The organism is Nocardia cyriacigeorgica GUH-2 (assembly GCF_000284035.1).
GTDB lineage: Bacteria > Actinomycetota > Actinomycetes > Mycobacteriales > Mycobacteriaceae > Nocardia > Nocardia cyriacigeorgica_B.
In genome coordinates this window covers 4,168,364-4,191,084 of the sequence record NC_016887.1, presented here as the reverse complement: position 1 = coordinate 4,191,084, position 22,721 = coordinate 4,168,364, and the positions used below count along the sequence as shown (strand labels likewise).

Here is a 22,721-nt window from a genome sequence, read left to right as displayed (position 1 = left end):
CCGCACTGCATCAGCTCCTACTCCAGATGCGGCGCCTGCTGGGTCCAATGGAATCCGCGCTCGATCAGTGCGAATCGCTCGAGCGGAATCTCGTCCAGCACCATACGCACCTGCCGAATTCCCAAGGTGCCGTCGAGGATCAGGCGATCCGGTGCCGGTTGCTCGTAGGTGAACTTGCCGAGCTGCCACTGGCCGGCCGGGTCGCGGAACAGGGTGATGGTGCGCCGGCCCGGGTCCACGGTGGCGGCCACCCAGGTGAGCCTGTCGTCCAGGCCTTGCAGGTGGAGGCCGTCGACGGTGTCGAAGACAATGCGGCGCGGACGGGCCGCGGTCGGGTCGGCGAACGGATTCGGCTCGGCCAGCAGCGGCGGCACCTGTTGTCCGGCGACGGAGTACTCGGTCACCGTCCAGATCCCGTACAGCGGCGAGCGCGGCCGGGCGGCGCCGTAGGTGTGCCAGGCGTCCCAGCCCTCGAGCGCGGTCGTCACCAGCAGCCACAGGCCCAGCAGCACCTGGGCGACCAGCGAGAAGCGGTTCGCCCGCGCGGTGCGAAACAGCGGGGCAGCGCTGGACGGCGCGGCGGCCCGGCCGGAGAACAGCACGGTGGCCAGGCGGCGGCCGTCCGGGGCGAGCAGGGCCAGCGACAGCAGCAGCATGTGGAAGCTGAACAGCTTCACCGGGACGTCGAAGGTCATGTTGAGCAGGAAGACCTGCGCCATCGCCACCGTCGACAGCAGCGCGCCCGCGGTGACGGTGGCGGGCAGGATCAGCAGCAGCCCGGCGCCGATCTCCGCGCAGCCGAGGGCGATCTCATAGGGTTCGGAGGCGGCGGTCTGCGACCACAGCACACCCATCGGGGTCATATCGCCGAACGGTTCGATCAGCCGGTGCAGCGCGAAGGTCATCTGCGATGGCATCACCTTGACCATCCCGTACAACATCAACGCACCCGCCAGCGCGAACCGCAGCAACACCCGCGACCAGCTGTGCAGCCGGCGATAGTCGGTGCGCGGCCGATCGAGCACAGTCCAGATCGCGGCCGCCACCGCCGCCACGGCCACCCAGCTGAACGCCGCCACCCAGAGCGTGACCGTGTCGCCGCTACCGGTCGGCGCGTATCCGAGCGGTTCCTCGATTCCGAACAGGTTGGTGGCGAACCAATCGGTCAGCGGTGGCAGCGCCCACCACCGGCTGACGCTGAGTACCGCGGTCTCCGGCACGCCCACCGAACGCAGCAGTTGCGCGAGCAACCACTGCGCCGCGGTACCGATCCCGAGGTAGACGAAGGCGAACCGGAACAGCACGCGGGTCGCAGGATGCCAGGGCAGCGGCCCGGCGGAGGGGCTGTCACCCTGGTCCCGCACCGGCGCCTGCGACTCGACCAGGGTTGCCACTGTTCACCTTTCCCGATTCCGCACGGCACATGAGCTTGCCCTGGCACGCTATGTCAGCTCGGGGGTGCGCCGCGTCCGGGAAAACCTGTGCCCCCATCGCTGGGTGCACAGGTTTTCGGGGGTGTCAGCGGAAGTCGGGGTAATCCTGGACCCAGCGGAAACCGGCGCCCCGCAACGGGAAAGCTTCCAGGTCCATCTGATCCAGCACGATGCTGGTGGGTGTGCCGTTCAGTTCGCCGGTCAAGCGCAGCTGCTCGGGCGTCGGCTGTTCGAGAGTGAACCTGGCGATCGGCGCGGGCGGTGTGTCCGGCGCGGCCGGCGCGGTGAGTGTGAGGGTGTGCGCTTCGGTGTCGATGGTGGCCGACACCGGCGTCAATTCGCCGTCCATGCCTTGGATGAACATCACGCCCGGATCCTCGAACACCGCGCGCTGCCAGCGGTTCTCATCGGTCAGCAACGGCGGCACCGGTTGGCCCGCGGTGGTGAACTCGCTGACGGTCCAGATGCCGTACAGCGGCGATTTCTCGCGGCCACCGCCGACCTCGTCCCATGCCCGCCAGCCCAGATCCACCACCCCGACCAGCATCCAGACTCCGATCAGCACCTGCACCAGGGCGGCGATCCGATTGGCCTTGACGCTGTCGAACAGCCGCGGCTGCGTCGCCGGCTCCGAAGGGCGCTCCAAGATCAAGATGTCGGCCAGCCGCCGCGCCTGCGGGGCCAGCAGCACCAGCGACAGCAGCAGCAGATGCAACGACAGGATCTTGACCGGCACGTCGAAGGTCATGTTCAGCACGAACACCTGTGCCATGCTCACCACGCTCAGCATCGCGCCGACGGTGGCGGTGCGCGGCCAGAACAGCAATAGACCCGCCAGCATCTCGGCGATCCCGAGCGCCACCTGATACGCGGGCGACGACCCGACCTGCAACCACAGCACCGAGGTGATGCTGAAATCGCCGTACGGTCGCAGCAGCGCCGTCAGCGGCGGCTCGGGCATCTGCGTCGGAATGGCCTTGGCGATGCCGTAGAACAGCATCTGACCGGCCAGGCACAGCCGGATGAAGGTGAAGAACCACGCACTCAGCCGGGGGTAGCCGGTGCGGCGCCGGTCGAGCAGCGACCACAGCAGGGTCGCCACCACCGCGACGACCAGGATGCAGAAGATCATCACCCAGATGACGGCCTGATCGCCGCTACCCGAATCCTCGTGCAAAACCGCGTCGACCCCGAACCCCGTCCGGCCGACCCACTCGTACACCGGCGACAGCAGATGCATTTGCCACAGGATCGCGCGCTCCGGCAGCCACTGGCCGGCGAGGCCGGTGAAGGCGAACAGGATCTGCGCGAACAGCAGGCAGAACAACCCGAAGTAGACGAAACAGAACCGGAACGCGATGCGCGTCAGCGGATGCCACGGGCGCGGCTCGGCCGGCTCGGTGGGAGCCTCGTCATCGCGCCGCTCGAGAACTTCGACCCCGACCACTGGCAGCCCCTCACTGTGCCGATCCGATGTGCGTGAACCGAACCTATCGACAACGCGACTCCATTCACCACCGGATAAACCCGGAGTGAAACCCCCATTTCCGGTCATTCATGGGATGTATCCAGCATCATCCTTTCGGCGTATGCCGGTGGTCTGATGGGTGGGAGCGCACCTATTTCCCGCTTTCCCCGATGGCAAACTTGAAACGCGTTACAGTTTCCGCAACCACGGCATGACGCCGGGCGATGCCGCTGCACCCGCCCGGCTGTACGGCATCAGGAGGACGATGATGGCCGACGATCCCGCACCCACCGAACAACGTCGGCTGACCACCAGCGATCGCGATCTCGACTCCTTCACCGCCGACCTGTCGCGCTGGCTCGGCGAACGTGTCGGCGCCGACGCCACGCTGGCGATCTCCGGCCTGTCCCGGCCGCAGGCGGGCGGCATGTCGAGTTCGACGGTGCTGTTCGACGCCGAATGGACGGTGGACGGCCAGCGCGACGGCGGCTCCTTCGTGGCCCGGATGGCGCCGGAGGACGAATCGTTCCCGGTGTTCGAAACTTATGACCTGGCAACGCAATACCAGGTGATGGCCGGTGTCGCGGAGGCGACCGATCTGCCGGTGCCGCGGCTGCGCTGGCTGGAGAACGACCCCGGCGTGCTCGGCACCCCGTTCTTCGTGATGGACCGCGTCGAGGGACGGGTGCCGACCGACAACCCGCCCTACGTCTTCGTGGGCTGGCTCTTCGACGCCACCGATGAGGAGCGGTCGCGCTTGACCGACGCCACGATCGAAGTGATCGCGAAAGTGCACGCCATCCCCGATCCGGTCCGGCGGTTCCCGATGCTGGCCGGGCCCGGTGACGCCCTGCGCCGCCACGTCGACGCCCAGCGCGCCTGGTACCGCTGGGCCCTCGCCGATGACGGCTACCGCATCCCGATCATCGAGCGCGGCTTCGACTGGCTCGAGGCGCACTGGCCCGCCGATCCCGGCCCCGACGTGCTGACCTGGGGCGATGCCCGTCCCGGCAATATCATCTACCGCGGTTTCGAACCGGCGGCGGTGCTGGACTGGGAGATGGCGGCCATCGGCCCGCGCGAACTCGACGTCGCCTGGATCATCTTCCTGCACCGCTTCTTCCAGGACATCGCCACCCGCTTCGACCAGCCCGGCCTGCCGAATTTCCTGCGCCGCAGCGACGTCGTCGCGAAATACGAAGCGGCCAGCGGTCATACCGTGCGCGATCTCGACTTCTACCTGGTCTACACCGCGCTGCGGCACGCCATCGTGATGGCCCGGATCAAGCGCCGGATGATCCATTTCGGCGAGGACACCGATACCGACGACCGCGACGACTACGTGATGCACCGGGCGAGCCTGGAAGCTCTGCTCGACGGAACCTACGAATGGGATTGAGCGACACCATGACCGACGCGCCAGGCCGGGTCCCCGGATCGTCCCCCGCACCGCTGGACGAATTCCCGATCCATCAGACGCCGCTGTCGCTGGCCCGGGTGGCCAGCAGCGACCGCAACTTCTACGACCGCAGCTATTTCAACGCCCACAACCGCGATGGCGCGACCATGCTGGTCACCGGGTTCGGCGTCTACCCGAATCTCGGTGTGACCGACGCCTATCTCGCCTTGCGCGAGGGCGATTCGGTGCGCACGGTGCGGTTCTCCGACGCGCTCGGCGACCGCAGCCTGGACATGCGGGTCGGCGGCTACCGGATCGAGGTACTCGAACCGCTGCAGCGGATCCGGGTGATGTGCGAGCACGACGAGCTCGGCGCCGACCTGACCTGGACCGGCGCGTTCCCCACCGTGCAGGAGCAGCCGCATCTGATCCTCAACGGCAATCGCCCGATCATCGAGGCCTCGCGGTTCGCCCAGGTCGGATCCTGGTCGGGGACACTGCATGTCGACGGCCGGGAGATCAGCGTGGATCCGGCGGTGTGGACCGGCACCAGGGACCGGTCCTGGGGCATCCGGCCGGTCGGCGAATCCGAACTGCCGGGGCGGGCGGCCGCGGAACCGTCGGGCGGATTCTGGTGGCTGTACATGCCCTTGCGATTCGACGACTTCGCGATCGTCGTCATCGTGCAGGAGGAACCCGACGGCCGGCGCACCCTCAACGACGCCACCCGGGTCTGGCCCGACGGCCGCACCGAACAACTCGGCTGGCCGCGCATTTCCATCGACTACCGCTCCGGCACCCGGCTGCCCACGGCCGCCCGCATCGAACTCACTACTCCCGACGGCAAACCCCTCGAGGTGGAGATCCGCACGGTCACCGACATCCCACTGCACGTGGGCTGCGGCTACGGCGGCGACCCGGACTGGCAGCACGGGCAGTGGAAGGGCCGCGCCTGGACCTCGACCGACCGCTACGACCTCACCGACCCCGCCGTGGCGGGGCGCATCCCGTACGGCGTCATCGACCACGTCGCCCACGCCCGCTGCGGCGATGCCGAAGGCTGGGGCCTGTTCGAGCACGCCAGCATCGGGCGCCACGACCCGACCGGATTCGCGGACTTCCTCTCCGTAGCGCCCTGAGCTAGGCCGGCGCGAGCTCGATGACGACGGGTATCCCGTTGTCGAACCAATGCCGATGCAGGCGTTGGATCTTGGCCCGCGTCGGCCGCTCGGCGATGTGAAACCGGAACTCGGCGAAATCGAACGGCCGCACCGCCGTGGTGTAGATCCGGCGCGCGTGCGCCGCTTCTGCCGGGTCGGTGATCTCCCTGGCGACGCCGGCTCTGGTCCTGCCCGGGATCTTCAACCGCACATTCGGGTCGGCGCGGATATTGCGCAGCCCCTCCACCGGTGCCGGCGAATCGCCGGTGGTCTCGTCATCGCTCATCGTGCACCACCTGACCCGAGGGTGTGACCGTCCGATGAGCTCGACGATAGCCCCGGCGAAGCCTCCCGCGCGGCGCTTCGCACCAGGACGGGCCGGGTCGTTGCGGTAGCTGCCCGGCCCGCCCCGTAATCTCGACACTTGTGCCGAACACGTCAGCCGAATCCGAGGACCAGCCAGCAGGCGACCCGAACTACCTGGTCGGGCTCGATCTGAGGGGGCGGAGGGTGGTCGTCGTCGGCGGCGGCAGCGTCGCTCAGCGCCGGCTCGGGCTGCTCATCGCCTCGGGCGCCGACGTGCACGTCATCAGCCGGGAGGCCACGCCGGCGGTCGAGGGCATGGCCACCTCCGGCCAGTTGACGCTCACCCTGCGCGCCTACGCCGACGGTGATCTCGACGGCGCTTGGTACGCGATCGCCTGCACCGACGAACCGGAGACCAATGCCGCGGTCGTTGCCGAGGCCGCCCGCCGCCGCGTGTTCTGCGTGCGCGCCGACAACGCCCGGCTCGGTACCGCCGTCACCCCCGCCACCGCCCGCTACGACGGCTTGACTCTCGGTGTGCTCGCCGGCGGTAGGCACAAGCGGTCGGCCGCGGTGCGCAACGCGCTGCTGGAAGCGCTGCAATCGGGTGTGGTGACCGATGATTCGACTCCCGTCGCGCCCGGTGTCGCGCTGGTCGGCGGCGGCCCCGGCGACCCCGACCTGATCACCGTGCGCGGGCGCAGGCTGCTCGCGCGCGCCGACCTCGTCGTCGCCGACCGGCTCGCGCCGCCGGAACTGCTGGCCGAACTCGGACCCGAGGTCGAGGTCGTCGACGCCGCCAAGATCCCGTACGGGCGGGCCATGGCGCAGGAGGCGATCAACACCACGCTGGTGGAGGGCGCCAAGGCCGGCAAGTTCGTGGTGCGGCTCAAGGGCGGCGACCCCTACGTCTTCGGGCGCGGCTTCGAAGAGGTCGAGGCGTGTGTGGCGGCGGGCGTGCCGGTGACCGTCGTGCCGGGCATCACCAGCCCGATCGCGGTGCCCTCGGCCGCCGGGATCCCGGTCACCCATCGTGGCGTGACCCATGAATTCGTCGTGGTCAGTGGCCATGTCGCGCCGGATCACCCGGACTCGCTGGTCGACTGGAACGCGTTGGCTCGGCTGCGCGGCACGCTGGTGCTGATGATGGCCGTGGAGCGGATCGAGCAGTTCGCCGACGCGCTGCTGGCCGGCGGGCGGCCCGCCGATACCCCGGCCACCGTCATCCAGGAGGGCACGCTGCGCACTCAGCGGGTGCTGCGGGCCGATCTGGCGACCGTGGCCGAGCGGGTGCGGGCCGAAGGTATTCGCCCGCCCGCCATCGTGGTGATCGGACCCACCGCCGCGTTCTCGGCGGACTCCGGGGGATAGCACCCGATACCGCAGCGCACGCGCGACCACCCAGCCGAATAGCAGCGGCTGCCCGCTCGGCCGGGATGCGAGAGCGGCCCGTCTCGACGTACCGATCGGTGTGCTTGTGACCGTCGATTACAGTGACTCCCTGTGCTCGACAAAGCCGCTGCTACGACGCAGTACCCCGTGACGCGGCGGGCCTTCGGGCTCGCGATCCTCGTCCTGAGCGGACTCCAGCTCATGGTGGTGCTCGACGGCACCGTGGTGATCCTGGCGCTGCCGCGGTTGCAGGAGGAGATGGGGCTGTCCAGTTCCGGCAGTGCCTGGATGGTCACCGCCTACGGTCTGCCCTTTGCCGGCCTGATGCTGCTCGGCGGCCGCATCGGCGATTCCTTCGGGCGGCGGAAGATGTTCCTGCTCGGCGTCTCGTTGTTCACGCTGGCCTCCCTGCTGTGCGGGCTGGCGCAGAACGAAGGCATGCTCATCGCGGCCCGCGCCTTCCAGGGCACCGGCGCCGCCCTGGCCGCGCCCACCGCGTTCGCGTTGGTGGCCAGCACGTTCGCGCCCGGACCGGTGCGCAATCAGGCCTTCGCGATCTTCGGGTCGATGGCGGCCCTCGGTTCGGTCGGCGGGCTGGTGATCGGCGGTGCGCTCACCGAGGTCAGCTGGCGCTGGATCTTCCTGATCAATGTGCCCATCGGCGCGCTCATCATCCTGGGCGCGGTGATCGCCTTGCGCGACACCACACATCACCGGCTCACCCTCGACGTCCGTGGCGCGATTCTCGGCACCCTGGCGTGCGCGCTGATCGTCTTCGGCGCCACCGAAGGGCCGGAGTTCGGCTGGGACAGCCCCTACGTCATCGGCGCGCTCATCAGCGGTGTGGTGTTGCTGGTGGTGTTCGTGCTGGCCGAACGCGCGGTGACCAACCCGCTGCTGCCGTGGTCGCTGTTCGACCACCGCGACCGCAACGCCACCTTCGTCATCATCCTGCTGGCCAGCGGCGTGCTCGGCGCCACCACCTACTTCGCCGGACTGTTCGTGCAGAACGTGGTCGGCTACAGCCCGCTGGTGGCGGGGTTGTCGTTCATCCCGTTCACCATCGGGATCGGCATCGGCGGTGCGGTCTCGTCCAAGCTGGCCATGATGGTCGCGCCGCGCTGGCTGCTCAGCGGCGCGGCCGTGGTGCTGGTCGCGGGGCTGGGATTCGGCTCCACCCTCGACGGTGACGTCAGCTATGTGCCGACGCTGCTCAGCCTGTTCCTGGTGATCGGTTTCGGCATGGGCTTGGCCATTGTGCTCATCCCGCTGTGCGTGCTGGTCGGAGTGCCGCAGGACGAGATCGGTCCGCTGTCGGCGATCGGCCAGATGTTCCTGAGCCTCGGCACGCCGATCGCCATCGGCCTGCTCACCCCGCTGGCCGCCTCACGGACTCTGTCCGAAGGCGGACGCACCGGCAAACCCGCCGATATGACCGACGCCGAACTCGCCGCGCTCGGCAGTGGCTACACCCTGGTGCTGTTCGTCGCCGCCATCGGCGCGCTGCTGGTCGGGCTGCTCGCGCTCACCCTGCGCTACACCCCGCAGGAAGTCGCGCAGGCGCAGCACGCTCAGGAAGAGGCTCAGCAGGCCTGAGCGCGGCAGTCCGGTAGCCGGTTCAGAGCCGGCCGACCACCTTGTGCGGTGCGACCCGCACGGTGATCCGCTCGGCATCGTGCACCCAGGCCGGGTTGAACTCCCGGTAGGTCTTGCCCGTGTACTTCAGCGACAGCTTGTCCGGCAGCGCCCGCTCCGGGTCCGGGGTGACGGTGGCCGTCCCCTTGATCTCGGCGTAGACGAAGGGCCGGTCGGGCGGGTTGATCATCACCGTCACCCGCGGGTCGCGCTGGATATTGCGGCCCTGTACCCGGCCGACGGTGGTGGAGAAGATCAGCTCGTCGCCGTCGCGCTCGAGCCAGACGACGGTCAGATGCGGATGCCCGTCCTTGCCGACGGTCGCGACGGTGGCGTAGACCCGCTCCTCGTCCAGGTACTTCTTCAGGTCATCGGACAATGCGGCTGTAGTTGTGCTCACAACAGTCGCCAACACCTCGGTCCGCCGGCGCATTCCGGCGCAGCGGTCAGGTGATGATGAGAAGTTCGGTGGGCGAGGCGATCTCGGTGCGCAGCCCGGCCTTGGCCGCGACCCGGGCGACGCCACGAATGTCGGTGGGCTCGGCGCGGGTGAGCACCAGCGCCCGCGCCAGCAGGCCCTTGTGATGCTTGTTGAAATGCGAGACGACGGTACGGGAACCGTCGGGATGCTCGGTGAGCACATTCGCGGTGATCGCGCCGGGAACACGGCCCAGCTGCTGGTAGGTGCCCGACCGCAGATCGATCACCAGCTCGTCACCCGCCTCGGCGCGCAGCGCGCCGGGCAGCTGCTCGCGCCAGACCGCCGACAAGGTGGGCAGGCCGGGCAGTTTCGATCCGCCGGAGAGCCGGTAGGCCGGAATCGGGTCTCCGGCGCGCACGGCACCGAACAGCGCCGAGCCGATGCCGAGCCGGGCGTAGGCCTTGGCCCGCTGCGCCTTGGTGAACGAGCGCGCGTCGAGGGCGTCGTAGAGCACACCGGTGTAGCGCTCCAGCGCGGGCCGGGTGGGGGAGGTGCGCAGCGCGGCATTGCGCGCGATCTCGGCGTCGGCACCCTTGCCGAGACCCAGTGCGGTGCGCGAGGCCTCCGCGTCACCGGCCAGCCGGACCACTTCGTCGAGCAGCCGCTCCCGCACCGCGGTGAGCTGCGGCATCGCCAGCTCGCCGAGTTCCAGCGGCGCACCGGAGCCACCGTCGGACTTGGTTTCGGAGGGAGGCAGCAGCACCAGCACGAGCGACAACGGTAATCGGCGGCCGGTGCTCACCTGCCGGCCGGGTGTCAGCGCACCGCGCGCAGGAAGGCCCGGGTCCGCTCGTTGTGCGGGTCCTCGAACAACTGCTGCGGCGGGCCCTGCTCCACCACGCGGCCGCCGTCGAACATCATCACCCGGTCGGACACATCGCGGGCGAAGCGCATCTCGTGGGTGACGATGAGCATGGTGATATCGGTGCTCTCGGCGATATCGCGCAACAGGTCGAGCACATCGCCCACCAGTTCCGGGTCCAGTGCCGAGGTCACCTCGTCGAGCAGCATCACCTTCGGGTCCATGGCCAGGCAGCGTGCGATCGCGACGCGCTGCTGCTGCCCGCCGGACAGCTGGGAGGGGTGCGCGTGCGCCTTGTCGGCGAGCCCGATCATCTCCAGCAGCTCTGTCGCCCGCGCGCGGGCCTGATCCTTCGGGCGCCCGAGCACATGCACGGGCGCCTCGGTGATGTTCTCCAGCACCGTCATATTCGGGAACAGGTTGAACTGCTGGAACACCATGCCGATCTTCTTGCGCACCGCACGGAGGTGTTTCTCCTTGGCAGGCACCAGTTTCGCGCCGCGCTGTTCGTGGGTGAGCGGCTGCCCGTCCACCCAGATGACGCCGTCGCTGACCCGCTCGAGGGTCATCAGCAGCCGCAGGATCGTGGTCTTGCCCGATCCCGAGGGCCCGATCAGAGTGACCTTCTCGCCGCGGCCGACGGTGAAATCGAGGTCGTCGAGCACCACCAGCTTGCCGAACCGCTTGACCACCTTGTCGAAGCGGATCATCGCGTCCCGGTCGGGGCCGACGGTGGGGTCCTGCGCGGGGCCGACGGTGGGGTCAGTAGTAGGCAAGGCGCTTCTCCAGTCTTCTGATCAGCACAGACGTCGGGTAGCTCGCGATGAGGAAGAACACGCCCGCCAAGGTCAGCGGCTCCAGGTATTGGAAGTTACGCGCGCCGAACTGCTGGGCCGCGGTGACGAGTTCGACCACCGAGATGGCGAACAGGAACGGGGTGTCCTTGAACATCGACACCGCATTGGTGCCCAGCGCCGGAACACTGGCGCGGATGGCCTGCGGCAGCACCACCGCCCGCCAGGTGCGATACGGCGGCAGCGACAACGCCCGCGCCGCCTCCCACTGCCCGGCCGGCACCGCCTCGATCCCGGCCCGGTAGACCTCGGCCAGATAGCTCGAATAGTGGATGCCGAGCACGGTGATGCCGATCTGCAACGCCGAGAACTGCGGCAGCAGGTTGTAGGCGAACAGCAACTGCACCACCAGCGGTGTGAGCCGGATGAATTCGGCCACCGCGTGCACCGGCGCCGCCACCCAGCGCGGACACGACTGCCGCACGATCGCGATGGCCAGCCCGATCACCGCCGCGATCGCGAAACCGATCACGGTGGCCAGCAGGGTGATCTCGAATCCGTCCCACAGCACCGGCAGCGATTCCCTGGCGCGCTCCCAACTCCATTCGACGGTCATCGCGCCACCGCCTCGACCGGCTCGTCCGGGGCGAGCCGCAGCATTTCCTTCAGCGTCGGCCCGCGGCCGAGCTTGCTCTTGGCGCGGGTCTCCACCAGGTTCATCAGCACCGTCAGCACATAGGCCAGCACGAAATAGATCAGCAGGCCGACGCCGAAGGCGAACAGGGTGTCACCGGTGGATTGGCGCAGCTTCCCGATCTCGAAGGTCAAGTCCTGCAACGTGATGTAGGAGGCCACCGCGGTGCCTTTGAGCAGGTGGATCAGCAGGTTCGTCAGCGGCGGCACCATCAGCGCCCACGCCTGCGGGAACAGCACCCGGTGCAACCGCTGCCACGGGCTGAAGTTCAGCGCGACCGCCGCCTCCCACTGCGTGCGCGGCACCGCGTTCAACGCACCGCGAACCACCTCGGCTCCGTAGGCGCCGTAATTGAGGCCCAGCGCCAGGATCCCGCAGAACACCGGCTCGAGCTGATAGCCGAACAGCGGCAGCACATAGAACAACCAGAAGATCTGCACCAGCAGCGAGGTGCCGCGAAAGAATTCGATCAGTACCCGCGAGGCGCCGCGCAGCGCGAGATTGCGCACCCGCACCACGGTCCCGAGCAGCAGCGCGATCAGGAAGGCCAGCGCGGCGCCGCCCAGGGTGAGTTGCAAGGTGACGAGAATGCCGTCCCAGATCCCGGGCAGGGCGTCGCGCAAGGCGTCCATATTGCTCATGACGCGGCCCGCTCGGTCAGACTTCGCCCTTGCACAGTTGTTCGGTGGTCAGATTCGGGTCGGGCAGCTCCCGCTCGGTGAAGCCGAACGGCCCCACGATCGCCAGGTACCGCTCCTTGTCGGAGGTGATCTTCTTCAACTCGGCGTTGTAGGCGGCCAGCAGATCCGGATTCTCGGTGCGGAAGACGGTGCCGCCCGCCCCGATCTGCGGTTTGCCGTCGATGACCGCCACGAACGACGGCGTGACCTCGACGTCGGCGCCGGGGGAGTGGCTCTTCAACCAGTTCAACGAGATCGCGGTCAGCGCGAACACATCCGCGCGGCCGGAGGTCACCGCGTCCAGCCCGTCCTGCGGGCCGGGCACCAGCATGGCGTCGATGCCGAGGGCGGCGGCGTAATCGGATTCGATGGCGCCGGTCATGGCGGCCATCCGCGCGCCGCTGTCCTTGACCGACTGCATATCCGTGAGGTTCAGCGGGTTACCGGACTTCACCATCAGCGCGGTGGTGTACATGAATTCGGGCTCGCTGAACGCGGCCTGCTCACAGCGCTGCGGCAGGATCGACATGCCCGCGCTCACCGCGTCGAAGCGCCGGGCCTGCAAGCCGGGGATGAGCGCGCCGAACTCGGTCTGCACGCCGTCGACGGTGTCGATGCCCAGATTCTTGAAGATCTCCCGGTGTAGCGCGACGGTCGCGCCGGTCAACTGCTTGTCCTGCTCGAAGGAGTACGGCGCCTCGCCGGCGAAGCCGACGGTGATGGTGCCGCTGTCCTGCAACGTTCGCAGCAGCTCGCCCTCGCCGGCGGTATCGGTCTTGGTGCAGCCGGCCAGCGTCGCCGCCGACAGCGCGGCCGCGGCGAACGCCGCAGCCCAGCGAATGATTCTCCGGTGTGTGTCGACCACTGCCTCACCTTTCGACAGGGGTGGCTGGCCATCGTTTCGCGGAGATGATCGGGGCGGACCGAGTTATCGACACCCCCGCAGGTCAGCGGCCCTTTATGTGGTTATATGTGCCGGTATCGCGGCTCCTCAACAATATTCAGCACGCATAATTCGCATGGCGGAATTCATATTTTTGTGATCTAAAGTTTGACGGTCTCCGGATATGGGTAATTCAATTTCCTGTTCGTGTGCCGAGATCGATTCGGTGCCCGCGCGGATCACCGCCGGGCCGCGAACCGGTAATCCGGTGTCATCGGCCGTGGACCAGCGACTACCCTGTGCATCCGTGATCACCCGCCTCTCCCGCCTGTTCCTGCGCACCCTGCGAGACGATCCCGCCGACGCCGAGGTGCCGAGCCACAAGCTATTGGTGCGCGCCGGATACGTGCGCCGCGTCGCCCCGGGCGTCTACTCGTGGCTGCCGCTGGGCCTGCGGGTGCTGCGCAAGGTGGAGCAGGTGGTGCGCGAGGAGATGGACGCGATCGGCGCCCAGGAGATCTCGCTGCCCGCGCTGTTGCCGCGCGATCCCTACGAGACCACCAACCGGTGGACCGAATACGGCGACGCGCTGTTCCGGCTGAAGGACCGCAAGGGCGCGGACTACCTGCTCGGCCCCACCCATGAGGAGCTGTTCGCACTCACCGTCAAGGGCGAATACAACTCCTACAAGGATCTGCCGGTCACGCTCTACCAGATCCAGGACAAGTACCGCGACGAGGAGCGGCCGCGGGCCGGCATCCTGCGTGGGCGCGAATTCGTCATGAAGGACTCCTACTCCTTCGACCTCGACGAGGACGGCCTCAAGGCCAGCTACAACGCCCACCGTGAGGCCTACCAGCGCATTTTCAGCCGGCTGGGCGTCAAGTACGTCATCGTCGCCGCCACCTCCGGCGCCATGGGCGGCAGCGCGTCCGAGGAGTTCCTGGCCGACAGCCCCGTCGGTGAGGACACCTACGTGCGCTGCCCCGAGTCCGGGTACGCCGCGAACGTGGAGGCCGTGGTCACCCCCGCGCCCGAACCGCTGCCCATCGAAGGACTGCCGGAGGCCGTCGTCCACGACACCCCCGACACCCCCACCATCGCGACCCTGGTCGACTGGGCCAACGGCACCGGCCTCGCCGAACGCTACGGCCGCCCGGTCACCGCGGCCGACACCCTCAAGAACGTCATGGTCAAGCTGCGGCACCCGGACGGCAAGACCGAGATCGTCGGCGTCGGCATCCCCGGCGACCGCGAGGTCGACGACAAGCGCCTGGGTGCCTCGGTGGAACCGGCCGAGGTCGAGCTGCTCACCGACGCCGACTTCGCTGCCAACCCCTTCCTGGTCAAGGGCTACATCGGTCCGAAGGCACTGCAAGCCAACGGCATCCGCTACCTGGTCGACCCGCGCGTGGTGGCAGGCACCGCGTGGATCACCGGCGCCGACGAGCCGGGCAAGCATGTGGTCGGCCTGGTGGCCGGTCGTGACTTCACCCCCGACGGCACCATCGAAGCCGCCGAGGTGCGCGACGGCGACCCCTCGCCCGACGGCCGCGGCACCCTGGTCTCGGCGCGCGGCATCGAGATCGGCCACATCTTCCAGCTCGGCTACAAGTACACCGACGCCTTCGAAGTCGATGTGCTGGGCGAGAACGGCAAGCCGGTACGCCTGGTCATGGGCTCCTACGGCATCGGCGTCTCCCGCATGGTCGCGGTGATCGCCGAACAGCAGCACGACGACAAGGGCCTGCGCTGGCCCGCATCGGCCGCGCCGTTCGACATCCACGTCGTCATCGCGAACAAGGACGCCGCCGCCCGCGACGGCGCCGAGGCCGTCGTCGCCGGGCTCGACGCGCAGGGCCTGGATGTCCTGTTCGACGACCGCACCGCCTCGCCGGGCGTGAAGTTCAAGGACGCCGAACTGCTCGGCATGCCGTGGGTGCTCGTCATCGGCCGCGGCTGGGCCGACGGCACGGTCGAACTGCGCAACCGGTTCACCGGCGAATCGGAGGAGATCGCGGCCGATTCCGCCGTAGACGCGGTGCTCGCCAAGATCCGTCGCTGATATGACGCACTGCCTACGCCCCCGGCTCCGACTCGGACCGGGGGCGTCGGCGTAGCTGGAGCACACCGCGTCGGCCATGTGCGGTGTGTGAGTTCGCCGAGCCGGCACAGCAGTTCCCGCTCAGAGGGATGCGCGGGGACAACCCGTCGCCTCGCCCAGCACCATGGCCCGTGGACTCGGGATGAGACCACCGGCTGTGGAAAGGAATTCGCTATGGGTGCCGTGCGGTTCGACGAGGAATTCGACGTGGTGGTCCTCGGGGTCGGAGCGGCCGGGGCCGCCGCGGCGCTGAGTGCGCAGGCAGCGGGTGCGCGGGTCGTGGTGCTGGAGAAAGCGGATCCGGCGACGGCGGGCGGCAACACCAGGGTCTCCGGGGCGGGGTGGTTCATCAATCGTGATCCGCGGCGGGCCGAGGTCTTCCTGCGATCGCTGTGCGGGCCCTACCCGGTCGCCGACGACGTCATCGCCACCTGGGCGCGGGAAACCGCGCTCAACTCCGAGTGGCTGCGCGCGCTGGGTGCCGAGGTGGGGCCGAGCGCGCAATACCACACCGAGGCCGAATATCTGAGCCTCGACGGCAGCGACTGCTATGCGGGCATGGATACCGTCGGCGCGCGGATGGGCAACTTCCTGCTCTACGACTTCCTGCTCGGCGCGCTCACCGAACGCGGCATCGAGGTGCGGTTCTCGACGCCGGCCGAGGAACTGCTCACCGAGTCCGGGGCGGTGGCCGGGGTGCGCACCGCCGATGGTCGGCGGATCCGCGCACTGGGCGGGGTGGTGCTGGCGACCGGCGGTTTCGCCGCGAACTCCGAGATGGTCCGCGATTACCTGGGGCTCAGCGATGCCCCGATCTGGGGATCGCCGCACAGCACCGGCGACGGCCACCGCATGGCCCAGCGCCTCGGCGCCGACCTCTGGCATATGGGCAACATGATGACGATCACCGGCGTGCGCATCGACGACGGGCCGGGTGCCTTCCTCGCGCTGTGGGCCGCCCACCACTACCTGTTCGTGGGCCCGGACGGGCGGCGGTTCGTCGACGAAACCGCCGAGAACCGGCACGGCCACATCTACCGCAACGGTGCGCTGGAACTGTTCCCGCTGCGCCCGTTCCACCTGATCTTCGACGAGCGGATGCGCACGGCCGGACCGCTCAGCCCCAGCCGCGAGGTGCTGCCGGTGGGCTGGAAGCTGCTGATGGAGAACTTCACCTGGAGCGCCGACAACAGCGCCGAGATCGAGCGCGGCCTGATCCGGCGCGCGGATTCGATCGCCGAACTCGCCGGCCTCATCGGCGTCGACCCGGCAACACTGGAGGGCACCGTCGCCCGCTACAACAAGGCCTGCGAATACGGTCGCGACGACAGCTTCGGCCGCGCCCCGAAGACCCTCGCGCCGGTATCGCAACCCCCCTTCTACGTCCTCGACGTCGCGCCGCTGCTCGGGTGGAGCAACGGCGGCCCGCGCCGTGATGGACGATCCCGGGTGCTCGACGTATCCGGCGACGCGATCGACGGCCTGTATGCCGCCGGTGAGGTGAGCTCGACCTACAGCTGGGCCAAGGACGGCGGATTCCACATCGCCGACGCCCTGGCCTTCGGCCGCGTCGCGGGCCGGGAGGCCGCCGCCCGCGCCGCCGGGGCACCCGGGCGGCAACCCCGCCTGCTGAGCGGCGAACCTACGGTTACGTAAGGGAATGGGCTGGTCAGGCCGCTGAAAGTGGGCTACCCACTGGTAGGTTGACGGCCATGACGAGCTCTGACGCGCTGCTGTTCAACCCGGCCACCTACGATCCGCAGCATTTCGATGCCGAGACGCGTCGGCTGCTGCGGGCGACCATCGACTGGTTCGAGCAGCGTGGCAAGAAGCAGCTGCTGGCCGATGACGACGACGCGGTGTTCACCGCCGACTTCCTGGAGTTCGTCAAGCGGGAGAAGCTGTTCGCGACCTTCCTCACCCCGTCGGCCTACGCCGACGGCGACCCGAACCGCCGCTGGGACGCCGCCCGCAATGCCGCGCTGTCGGAGATCTTCGGTTTCTACGGCCTGGCCTACTGGTACGCCGAACAGGTCACCATCCTCGGTCTCGGCCCGATCTGGCAGAGCGACAACGAGGCCGCCAAGCAGCGCGCGGCCCGCGATCTGGACGCCGGTGAGGTGATGGCGTTCGGGCTGTCCGAGCGCGAACACGGCGCCGACATCTACAACACCGATCTGGTGCTCACCCCGACCGAGCCGGGCAGCGCCGACGCCGAGGCCGGCATCCTGTTCCGCGCCAATGGCGAGAAGTACTACATCGGCAACGGCAATGTCGCGAGCATGGTCTCGGTGTTCTCCCGGCGCGCCGACATCGACGGCGCCGACGGCTACGTCTGGTTCGCCGCCGACAGCAGGCACGAGAACTACCACCTGCTCGGCAATGTGGTGCGCCAGCAGATGTATGTGAGCACCTTCCGGCTGGAGAACTACCCGGTGCGTGCCGAGGACATCCTGCACACCGGGCCGGAAGCCTTCAGCGCCGCGCTCAACACCGTCAACGTGGGCAAATTCAACCTGTGCCACGGCGGCATCGGCATGGTCGAGCATTCGTTCTACGAGGCGATCACCCACGCCAACAACCGGATCCTCTACGGCAACCCGGTCACCGACTTCCCGCATGTGCGCACCAATTTCGTCGACGCCTACGCCCGCATCGTGGCGATGAAGCTGTTCAGCGACCGCGCCGTCGACTACTTCCGCAGCGCGAGCCTCGACGACCGCCGCTACCTGCTGTTCAACCCGATGACCAAGTCGAAGGTGACCTCCGAGGGCGAGGTCGTGATGACGCTGCTGCTGGATGTGCTGGCGGCCAAGGGTTTCGAGAAGAACACCTACTTCGCGCAGGTCGCCCGGCTGATCAACACCCTGCCCCGGCTCGAGGGCACCGTGCACGTCAATGTCGGCCAGATCCTGAAGTTCATGCCGAACTACCTGTTCAACCCGAAGGACTATCCGGAGATCGGCACCCGCCTCGATGCCGCCGACGACGAGTTCTTCTGGCATCAGGGCCCGGCGCGCGGTGCGGGCAAGGTGCAGTTCGCCGACTGGACCCAGGTCTACGACAAGCACACCGACATCGCCAATGTCGCCCGCTTCTACGAGCAGGCCCAGGCCCTGCGCACCCTGCTCACCACCGCGGCCCCCGACGCCGATCAGCAGCGTGACCTGGACTTCATGCTCACCGTCGGCCACCTGTTCTCGCTGGTGGTCTACGGACAGCTGATCCTCGAGCAGGCCGCCATCACCGGCCTGAACCCCGATCTGCTGGCCCAGATCTTCGATTTCCAGATCCGCGACTTCAACACCTACGCCACCACCCTCTACGGCAAGCCCTCTGCCACCGAAGCCCAGCAGCAGTGGGCCCTCGGCGCACTGCGCACCCCGGCGGCCGACCGGGACCGCTTCGACCGGGTATGGAGCGAGGTCGCCTCCTACGACGGCGCCTACGCGATGCATCCCTGACCGCACCGGCTTCCTGACCGCGTTTCGTCGGCGAGGTTCCCGCGAATCCGGAACGGCCGGCACCCGAACGCCGCCTCAGCACGCCCCGCCCAGCGATACCAGGCGGGGCGTGCTCATGGCCGCGGGAAAATTGCCATGTGCGCGTGCCGGTGAACCCTGGCAAGAATGGCTGAGCGGGCTCATTCGATCAGGGAGGACATGCGGTGACGATCCTGGTGACCGGTGCGACGGGCAATATCGGCCGGAAGGTCGTGGATCACCTACTGACACGGGGAGCGACAGGGGTGCGCGCCCTGACCACCAACCCGGCCAAGGCCGCCTTGCCTCCGGAAGTCGAAGTGGCGCACGGATATCTGCGGCGGATCGAGACCTTGCCCGCCGCTCTGGAGGGTGTGGACAGCCTGTACCTCGCACCGGCCGCCGAGACCGTCGGCGAGGTGCTGGAGCTCGCGCGGGCGGCGGGCGTGCGACACGTGGTCGATCTGTCCGGCGAACCGGAGAGCTGGTGGGGGAGTGTGACCGCCGCGGTCGAGGCCAGTGGCACGGCCTGGACGCATCTGTGGCCCGGTGACTTCATGGAAAACACCCTGACCTGGGCCCAGCAGATCCGCGATACCGGCGCCGTGCGGGAACCGTATCCCGATATCGCCAGTGCGCCGATCGCGATGGACGATATCGCCGCCGTCGCCGCGGTCGCGCTACTGGAACCCGATGCCCATATCGGCAAGGCGCACTGGCTGGCCGGCCCCGAAATCCTGACCAGGCGAGAGTTGGTGCGTCAGCTCGGCATAGCACTGGGGCGGGACATCGAGTTCCGCCAGGTCTCCCGCGACGAAGCGGTGGTGGCGCTGACGCCGAGCATGGGCGATACCGCCGAATGGTATGTCGACAACGTGCTCGGCGGCGGTGAGGAGAACCCGACCGCCCCGACCGAGAGTGTCGAACAGCTCACCGGCCGTCCCGCCATCACCTTCGCCCAATGGGCGAAGGACAACGCCGCCGTTTTCGGAGTCCAGCCCGCCCCGGGACGCTGACGGGGCTACGGCTGACCGGGGAACGCTGTCGTCGGCGGCGACATACCGAGAATGGACTGCCAGACCGTAAGGCGCAGCGCGCATTCGGTGAGCGCATCCACCCCCATGCGGCGCACGGCCTCCGACTCACCCTGTTCGACCACCGAACGCCACGCCGCGGCGGTATCGGACTCCACGGTGGCGGCCAGGCGCGCGGCGGCGACCGGATCGGTCACCGGGAACGGCATGGTGTAGGCGGCATCCGGCGGGGGTGCGGTGATACCCGCCGCCTCGATCGCATCGATGGTGCTGTCGCGCCGGGCCCGGTGGGCGGCGGTGTGCTCGGCCACCACCTGGTCGCGTTCGGGGGAGGCGTAGGCCGCGATCAGGCCGTAGGCGTAGACGGCGGCGTGTTCGGCGCCGAGTGCGTCGAGCAGGGCGCGGCGTTCGGATTCGGTCATGCTCATGCCAGCAGCACCCCCGCGTGCACCGCGCAAGCGGCGCTGATCGAGGCCAGCAGCCCCGCCCGGTAGCCGGACTGGGTGCGCGCGAGATCGGCCGCCGACCGCTGCGCGGCAGTGAGCTGATCGCGCAAGGTTGCGGCGTCGACCGGGGCGGCGGGCGCGACGGTCACCTCGGGCTGACGCCGGCTCGGCACGGTGCCGTCGCCGTACACGCCGACGAGCCGGTCGATCTCGGTGCGCAGCGCCTCGGCGTGCGCGGTGCGTTCGGCGGCGATCAGCGTCAGCGCGCCGTGGCGCTGCGGCTCCACGGCGACGGCGGCGGTGGCCGCGGCGGCGTCGGTGCGCGCGAGAAGTTCTTGTGCGAGAAGCGGATCGGGTTCGAGCTCGGACTCCTGCGCGCAGCCGGTGGCCGCGGCCAGCGCGGCGGCACCGACCACGCCGGCGCCGGCCAGCCGCAACGCGGTGCGCCGGTTCACCGGGCGGAAGCGGGAATCGTGCCGAGCGATCGGTATGCCGGAAATACACCCGGCCTCGGACCGGATGGGAAGGCGGTTGGGCACCGCACTATCGTGCCAGACGCGCGTGCGCGGACCACGCAAGGCCGACGCGATCCCCTGGTCGGCCGGCGCACCGGGCGTCGCGGCGACCGGTCTCGGCCCCGCGCGCTGCGGAAACTTGCTTGTGGCCGATCGTCCTTTACACTCTCCGGGCGCGTTACGCTAGACCTTCGGTACAGAAATTTCCGCTCGCGCCACAACTGAACCAGGAGCCGCCCCACATGCCGATGCCGACCGAGGAAAGGGTGAGCCAGCTCGTTGCTGGACTCGTCGAACGCCGGGGATTCGATCTCGAGGGCGTCGAGATCTCGACGGCCGGACGGCATGCCGATGCCCAGGCTCGGGTTCGGGTGATCGTGGACAGCGACGACCCGGCCGACCTCGACGCCATCGCCGAACTCAGCAACGAGCTCTCGGCCCAGCTCGACGACGCGGGTGACTTCGGGGAATCGCCGTATCTGCTCGAGGTCTCCACCCCGGGCATCGACCGCCCGCTGAGCACCGAACGGCATTGGCGGCGCGCTCAGGGCCGCAAGGCGCGGATAACGCTGCGCCCCGGCGCCGAACCACCCGATCCCGGCGCGAAGGCGACCTTCGACGCGCGCGTGGGCAAGCTGGCCGGCGACACCGTCGCGCTGGTGCTCGGCGGCAAGGCCAAGCCGCACCGGGTGCACGTGCCGCTGGCCGATATCGCGACCGCCGTGGTGCAGGTGGAGTTCTCCCCGCCCGGCCCCCGCGAACTCGAACTGGCCGGCGGCGTCGCGCCGGGCCGGCCGATCCCCGGCAGTGAGCCGGGCACGACTGTTCCCGCGGGAGAGGACGCCGCGGACACCGGAGGAACCAGCGGGGCGTCGCCCCAGCCTGTAGCAGCGTCCGATTCGATCGAAGGGACCGTGGAATGAACATCGAAATCGAAGCCTTGCGCGCGATCGTCGCCGACAAGGGGATCTCGATCGAGACCGTGATCTCCGCGATCGAGTCCGCGCTGCTGACCGCCTACCGCCATACCGAGGGCCATCAGCCCAACGCGCGCATCGACATCAACCAGAAGACCGGCGTGGTCCGGGTGATGGCGCGCGAACTCGACGCCGACGGCAACGTCATCTCCGAATGGGACGACACCCCGGAGGGTTTCGGCCGCATCGCCGCCACCACCGCCCGCCAGGTCGTGTTGCAGCGGTTGCGCGATGCCGAGAACGAGAAGTCCTTCGGCGAATTCTCCACCCATGAGGGCGATATCGTCGGCGGTGTCGTCCAGCGCGATGCCCGCGCCAACGCCCGCGGCACCGTGGTGGTGCGCATCGGCAGCGAACTGCACGGCGCCGAGGGCCTGATCCCGCCCGCCGAACAGGTGCCGGGCGAGAGCTACGAGCACGGCGACCGGATCAAGTGCTACGTCGTCGGCGTCTCGCGCGGCCCGCGCGGCCCGCAGATCACCCTCTCGCGCACCCATCCGAATCTGGTGCGGCGGCTGTTCGCGCTCGAGGTGCCCGAAATCGCCGACGGGTCGGTGGAGATCGTCGCCGTCGCCCGCGAGGCGGGGCACCGGTCCAAGATCGCGGTGCGCTCCACCGTCGCGGGAGTCAACGCCAAGGGCGCCTGCATCGGGCCGATGGGCCAGCGCGTGCGCAATGTGATGAGCGAACTGGCCGGGGAGAAGATCGACATCATCGACTACGCCGACGATCCGGCGACCTTCGTCGGTAATGCGCTCTCGCCGTCGAAGGTGGTGTCGGTCACAATCGTGGACCCGGACGCCCGGGCCGCGCGCGTGGTCGTCCCCGATTTCCAGCTCTCGCTGGCCATCGGCAAGGAGGGCCAGAACGCCCGCCTGGCCGCCCGGCTGACCGGCTGGCGTATCGATATCCGCAGCGACGCGGCCCCCGACACCGGTGGTGGCGTGCGGACCGAGGCCCAGCACAGTTGACCCACTCGCGACGCGTGCGGCCCGGCGCGGCGCCGCGGGGAACAACCGGCCGGGATGACATGTTG

22 protein-coding genes are annotated in these 22,721 nt (G+C 68.8%); 10 read left to right on the top strand and 12 right to left on the bottom strand.

Translation table 11 applies throughout. The features are described 5' to 3' along the window. Nucleotides 1-17: 17 nt before the first annotated feature. Both NOCYR_RS18975 and NOCYR_RS18970 read right to left on the bottom strand, forming a co-directional pair. A complete protein-coding gene (locus tag NOCYR_RS18975) occupies nt 18-1,394 on the bottom strand; it encodes a hypothetical protein (protein ID WP_014352021.1) in 1,377 nt (458 codons plus the stop codon). Nucleotides 1,395-1,518: 124 nt separating this feature from the next. Further along, nucleotides 1,519-2,880, bottom strand: coding sequence for a hypothetical protein (locus NOCYR_RS18970; RefSeq protein ID WP_014352020.1), 1,362 nt, complete (start codon nt 2,878-2,880; stop codon nt 1,519-1,521). Between the two features lie 289 nt (nt 2,881-3,169). On the opposite strand from NOCYR_RS18970, the gene NOCYR_RS18965 reads away from it, so the two are divergent. Both NOCYR_RS18965 and NOCYR_RS18960 read left to right on the top strand, forming a co-directional pair. Beyond that, nucleotides 3,170-4,300, top strand: coding sequence for a phosphotransferase family protein (locus NOCYR_RS18965; RefSeq protein ID WP_014352019.1), 1,131 nt, complete (start codon nt 3,170-3,172; stop codon nt 4,298-4,300). Between the two features lie 8 nt (nt 4,301-4,308). After that, the gene (locus NOCYR_RS18960) at nt 4,309-5,439 is read left to right on the top strand and encodes a DUF7064 domain-containing protein (protein WP_048834296.1); all 1,131 of its coding nucleotides are present in this window, start codon (nt 4,309-4,311) and stop codon (nt 5,437-5,439) included. A gap of 1 nt (nt 5,440) precedes the next feature. Here NOCYR_RS18960 and NOCYR_RS18955 read toward each other — a convergent pair whose 3' ends face one another. Continuing rightward, complete coding sequence (locus tag NOCYR_RS18955; protein ID WP_014352017.1) at nt 5,441-5,746, bottom strand: nitroreductase/quinone reductase family protein; 306 nt, start codon at nt 5,744-5,746, stop codon at nt 5,441-5,443. 140 nt (nt 5,747-5,886) lie between these two features. Between NOCYR_RS18955 and cobA the strand changes: the two genes are divergently transcribed. After that, nucleotides 5,887-7,137, top strand: coding sequence for a uroporphyrinogen-III C-methyltransferase (cobA, locus tag NOCYR_RS18950; protein ID WP_048833524.1), 1,251 nt, complete (start codon nt 5,887-5,889; stop codon nt 7,135-7,137). A 132-nt stretch (nt 7,138-7,269) separates the two neighbouring features. Beyond that, the gene (locus tag NOCYR_RS18945; protein WP_048833523.1) at nt 7,270-8,754 is read left to right on the top strand and encodes an MFS transporter; all 1,485 of its coding nucleotides are present in this window, start codon (nt 7,270-7,272) and stop codon (nt 8,752-8,754) included. A 22-nt stretch (nt 8,755-8,776) separates the two neighbouring features. Here NOCYR_RS18945 and NOCYR_RS18940 read toward each other — a convergent pair whose 3' ends face one another. The 7 genes from NOCYR_RS18940 to NOCYR_RS29350 form a co-directional block, all read right to left on the bottom strand. After that, a complete protein-coding gene (locus NOCYR_RS18940) occupies nt 8,777-9,193 on the bottom strand; it encodes a PPOX class F420-dependent oxidoreductase (RefSeq protein WP_231855962.1) in 417 nt (138 codons plus the stop codon). A 46-nt stretch (nt 9,194-9,239) separates the two neighbouring features. Then, nucleotides 9,240-9,983: a peroxide stress protein YaaA gene (yaaA, locus tag NOCYR_RS18935; RefSeq protein ID WP_048834295.1), complete on the bottom strand. Its 744-nt coding sequence runs from the start codon at nt 9,981-9,983 to the stop codon at nt 9,240-9,242. Nucleotides 9,984-10,030: 47 nt separating this feature from the next. Continuing rightward, on the bottom strand, nt 10,031-10,786 hold the full coding sequence (gene ehuA, locus NOCYR_RS18930; RefSeq protein WP_048833521.1) for an ectoine/hydroxyectoine ABC transporter ATP-binding protein EhuA: 756 nt from the start codon (nt 10,784-10,786) through the stop codon (nt 10,031-10,033). Between the two features lie 52 nt (nt 10,787-10,838). Continuing rightward, entirely contained in the window at nt 10,839-11,486 is a 648-nt protein-coding gene (gene ehuD, locus NOCYR_RS18925) for an ectoine/hydroxyectoine ABC transporter permease subunit EhuD (protein ID WP_014352011.1), read from the bottom strand. Next, entirely contained in the window at nt 11,483-12,205 is a 723-nt protein-coding gene (ehuC, locus tag NOCYR_RS18920) for an ectoine/hydroxyectoine ABC transporter permease subunit EhuC (protein WP_048833520.1), read from the bottom strand. The genes ehuD and ehuC overlap by 4 nt, the downstream gene beginning before the upstream one ends. A gap of 16 nt (nt 12,206-12,221) precedes the next feature. Then, nucleotides 12,222-13,109, bottom strand: coding sequence for an ectoine/hydroxyectoine ABC transporter substrate-binding protein EhuB (ehuB, locus tag NOCYR_RS18915; protein ID WP_014352009.1), 888 nt, complete (start codon nt 13,107-13,109; stop codon nt 12,222-12,224). A gap of 126 nt (nt 13,110-13,235) precedes the next feature. Further along, entirely contained in the window at nt 13,236-13,442 is a 207-nt protein-coding gene (locus NOCYR_RS29350; RefSeq protein ID WP_148280685.1) for a hypothetical protein, read from the bottom strand. Between NOCYR_RS29350 and NOCYR_RS18910 the strand changes: the two genes are divergently transcribed. From NOCYR_RS18910 to NOCYR_RS18895, 4 genes are all read left to right on the top strand, one after another. After that, nucleotides 13,435-15,192 carry a proline--tRNA ligase gene (locus NOCYR_RS18910; RefSeq protein ID WP_014352007.1) on the top strand — a complete coding sequence of 586 codons (1,758 nt, stop codon included), beginning with the start codon at nt 13,435-13,437 and terminating at the stop codon, nt 15,190-15,192. The genes NOCYR_RS29350 and NOCYR_RS18910 overlap by 8 nt on opposite strands. A gap of 213 nt (nt 15,193-15,405) precedes the next feature. Continuing rightward, nucleotides 15,406-16,887: an FAD-dependent oxidoreductase gene (locus NOCYR_RS18905; RefSeq protein ID WP_014352006.1), complete on the top strand. Its 1,482-nt coding sequence runs from the start codon at nt 15,406-15,408 to the stop codon at nt 16,885-16,887. Between the two features lie 56 nt (nt 16,888-16,943). Beyond that, nucleotides 16,944-18,695 carry an acyl-CoA dehydrogenase family protein gene (locus NOCYR_RS18900; RefSeq protein WP_014352005.1) on the top strand — a complete coding sequence of 584 codons (1,752 nt, stop codon included), beginning with the start codon at nt 16,944-16,946 and terminating at the stop codon, nt 18,693-18,695. 203 nt (nt 18,696-18,898) lie between these two features. Further along, nucleotides 18,899-19,729, top strand: coding sequence for an NAD(P)H-binding protein (locus NOCYR_RS18895; protein ID WP_014352004.1), 831 nt, complete (start codon nt 18,899-18,901; stop codon nt 19,727-19,729). A gap of 5 nt (nt 19,730-19,734) precedes the next feature. On the opposite strand, the gene NOCYR_RS18890 is transcribed toward NOCYR_RS18895, so the two are convergent. Together NOCYR_RS18890 and NOCYR_RS18885 are read right to left on the bottom strand one after the other, a co-directional pair. Next, nucleotides 19,735-20,175 carry a ferritin-like domain-containing protein gene (locus NOCYR_RS18890; RefSeq protein WP_014352003.1) on the bottom strand — a complete coding sequence of 147 codons (441 nt, stop codon included), beginning with the start codon at nt 20,173-20,175 and terminating at the stop codon, nt 19,735-19,737. Then, nucleotides 20,172-20,648 (bottom strand): hypothetical protein, encoded by a 477-nt coding sequence (locus NOCYR_RS18885; RefSeq protein WP_014352002.1) that lies wholly within the window; start codon nt 20,646-20,648, stop codon nt 20,172-20,174. Before NOCYR_RS18885 ends, NOCYR_RS18890 begins: the two co-directional genes overlap by 4 nt. A 302-nt stretch (nt 20,649-20,950) precedes the next feature. On the opposite strand from NOCYR_RS18885, the gene rimP reads away from it, so the two are divergent. Both rimP and nusA read left to right on the top strand, forming a co-directional pair. Further along, on the top strand, nt 20,951-21,631 hold the full coding sequence (gene rimP / locus NOCYR_RS18880) for a ribosome maturation factor RimP (protein WP_014352001.1): 681 nt from the start codon (nt 20,951-20,953) through the stop codon (nt 21,629-21,631). Continuing rightward, entirely contained in the window at nt 21,628-22,656 is a 1,029-nt protein-coding gene (nusA, locus tag NOCYR_RS18875) for a transcription termination factor NusA (protein WP_014352000.1), read from the top strand. Before rimP ends, nusA begins: the two co-directional genes overlap by 4 nt. Nucleotides 22,657-22,721 lie beyond the last annotated feature (65 nt).

Coding starts and splice junctions, on each gene's coding strand:
- NOCYR_RS18965 (WP_014352019.1), top strand. CDS start 3,170: ATGGCCGACGATCCCGCACCCACCGAACAACGTCGGCTGACCACCAGC.
- NOCYR_RS18960 (WP_048834296.1), top strand. CDS start 4,309: ATGACCGACGCGCCAGGCCGGGTCCCCGGATCGTCCCCCGCACCGCTG.
- NOCYR_RS18955 (WP_014352017.1), bottom strand. CDS start 5,746: ATGAGCGATGACGAGACCACCGGCGATTCGCCGGCACCGGTGGAGGGG.
- ehuA (WP_048833521.1), bottom strand. CDS start 10,786: ATGATCCGCTTCGACAAGGTGGTCAAGCGGTTCGGCAAGCTGGTGGTG.
- ehuD (WP_014352011.1), bottom strand. CDS start 11,486: ATGACCGTCGAATGGAGTTGGGAGCGCGCCAGGGAATCGCTGCCGGTG.
- ehuC (WP_048833520.1), bottom strand. CDS start 12,205: ATGAGCAATATGGACGCCTTGCGCGACGCCCTGCCCGGGATCTGGGAC.
- NOCYR_RS18905 (WP_014352006.1), top strand. CDS start 15,406: ATGGGTGCCGTGCGGTTCGACGAGGAATTCGACGTGGTGGTCCTCGGG.
- NOCYR_RS18900 (WP_014352005.1), top strand. CDS start 16,944: ATGACGAGCTCTGACGCGCTGCTGTTCAACCCGGCCACCTACGATCCG.
- NOCYR_RS18890 (WP_014352003.1), bottom strand. CDS start 20,175: ATGAGCATGACCGAATCCGAACGCCGCGCCCTGCTCGACGCACTCGGC.
- rimP (WP_014352001.1), top strand. CDS start 20,951: ATGCCGATGCCGACCGAGGAAAGGGTGAGCCAGCTCGTTGCTGGACTC.
- nusA (WP_014352000.1), top strand. CDS start 21,628: ATGAACATCGAAATCGAAGCCTTGCGCGCGATCGTCGCCGACAAGGGG.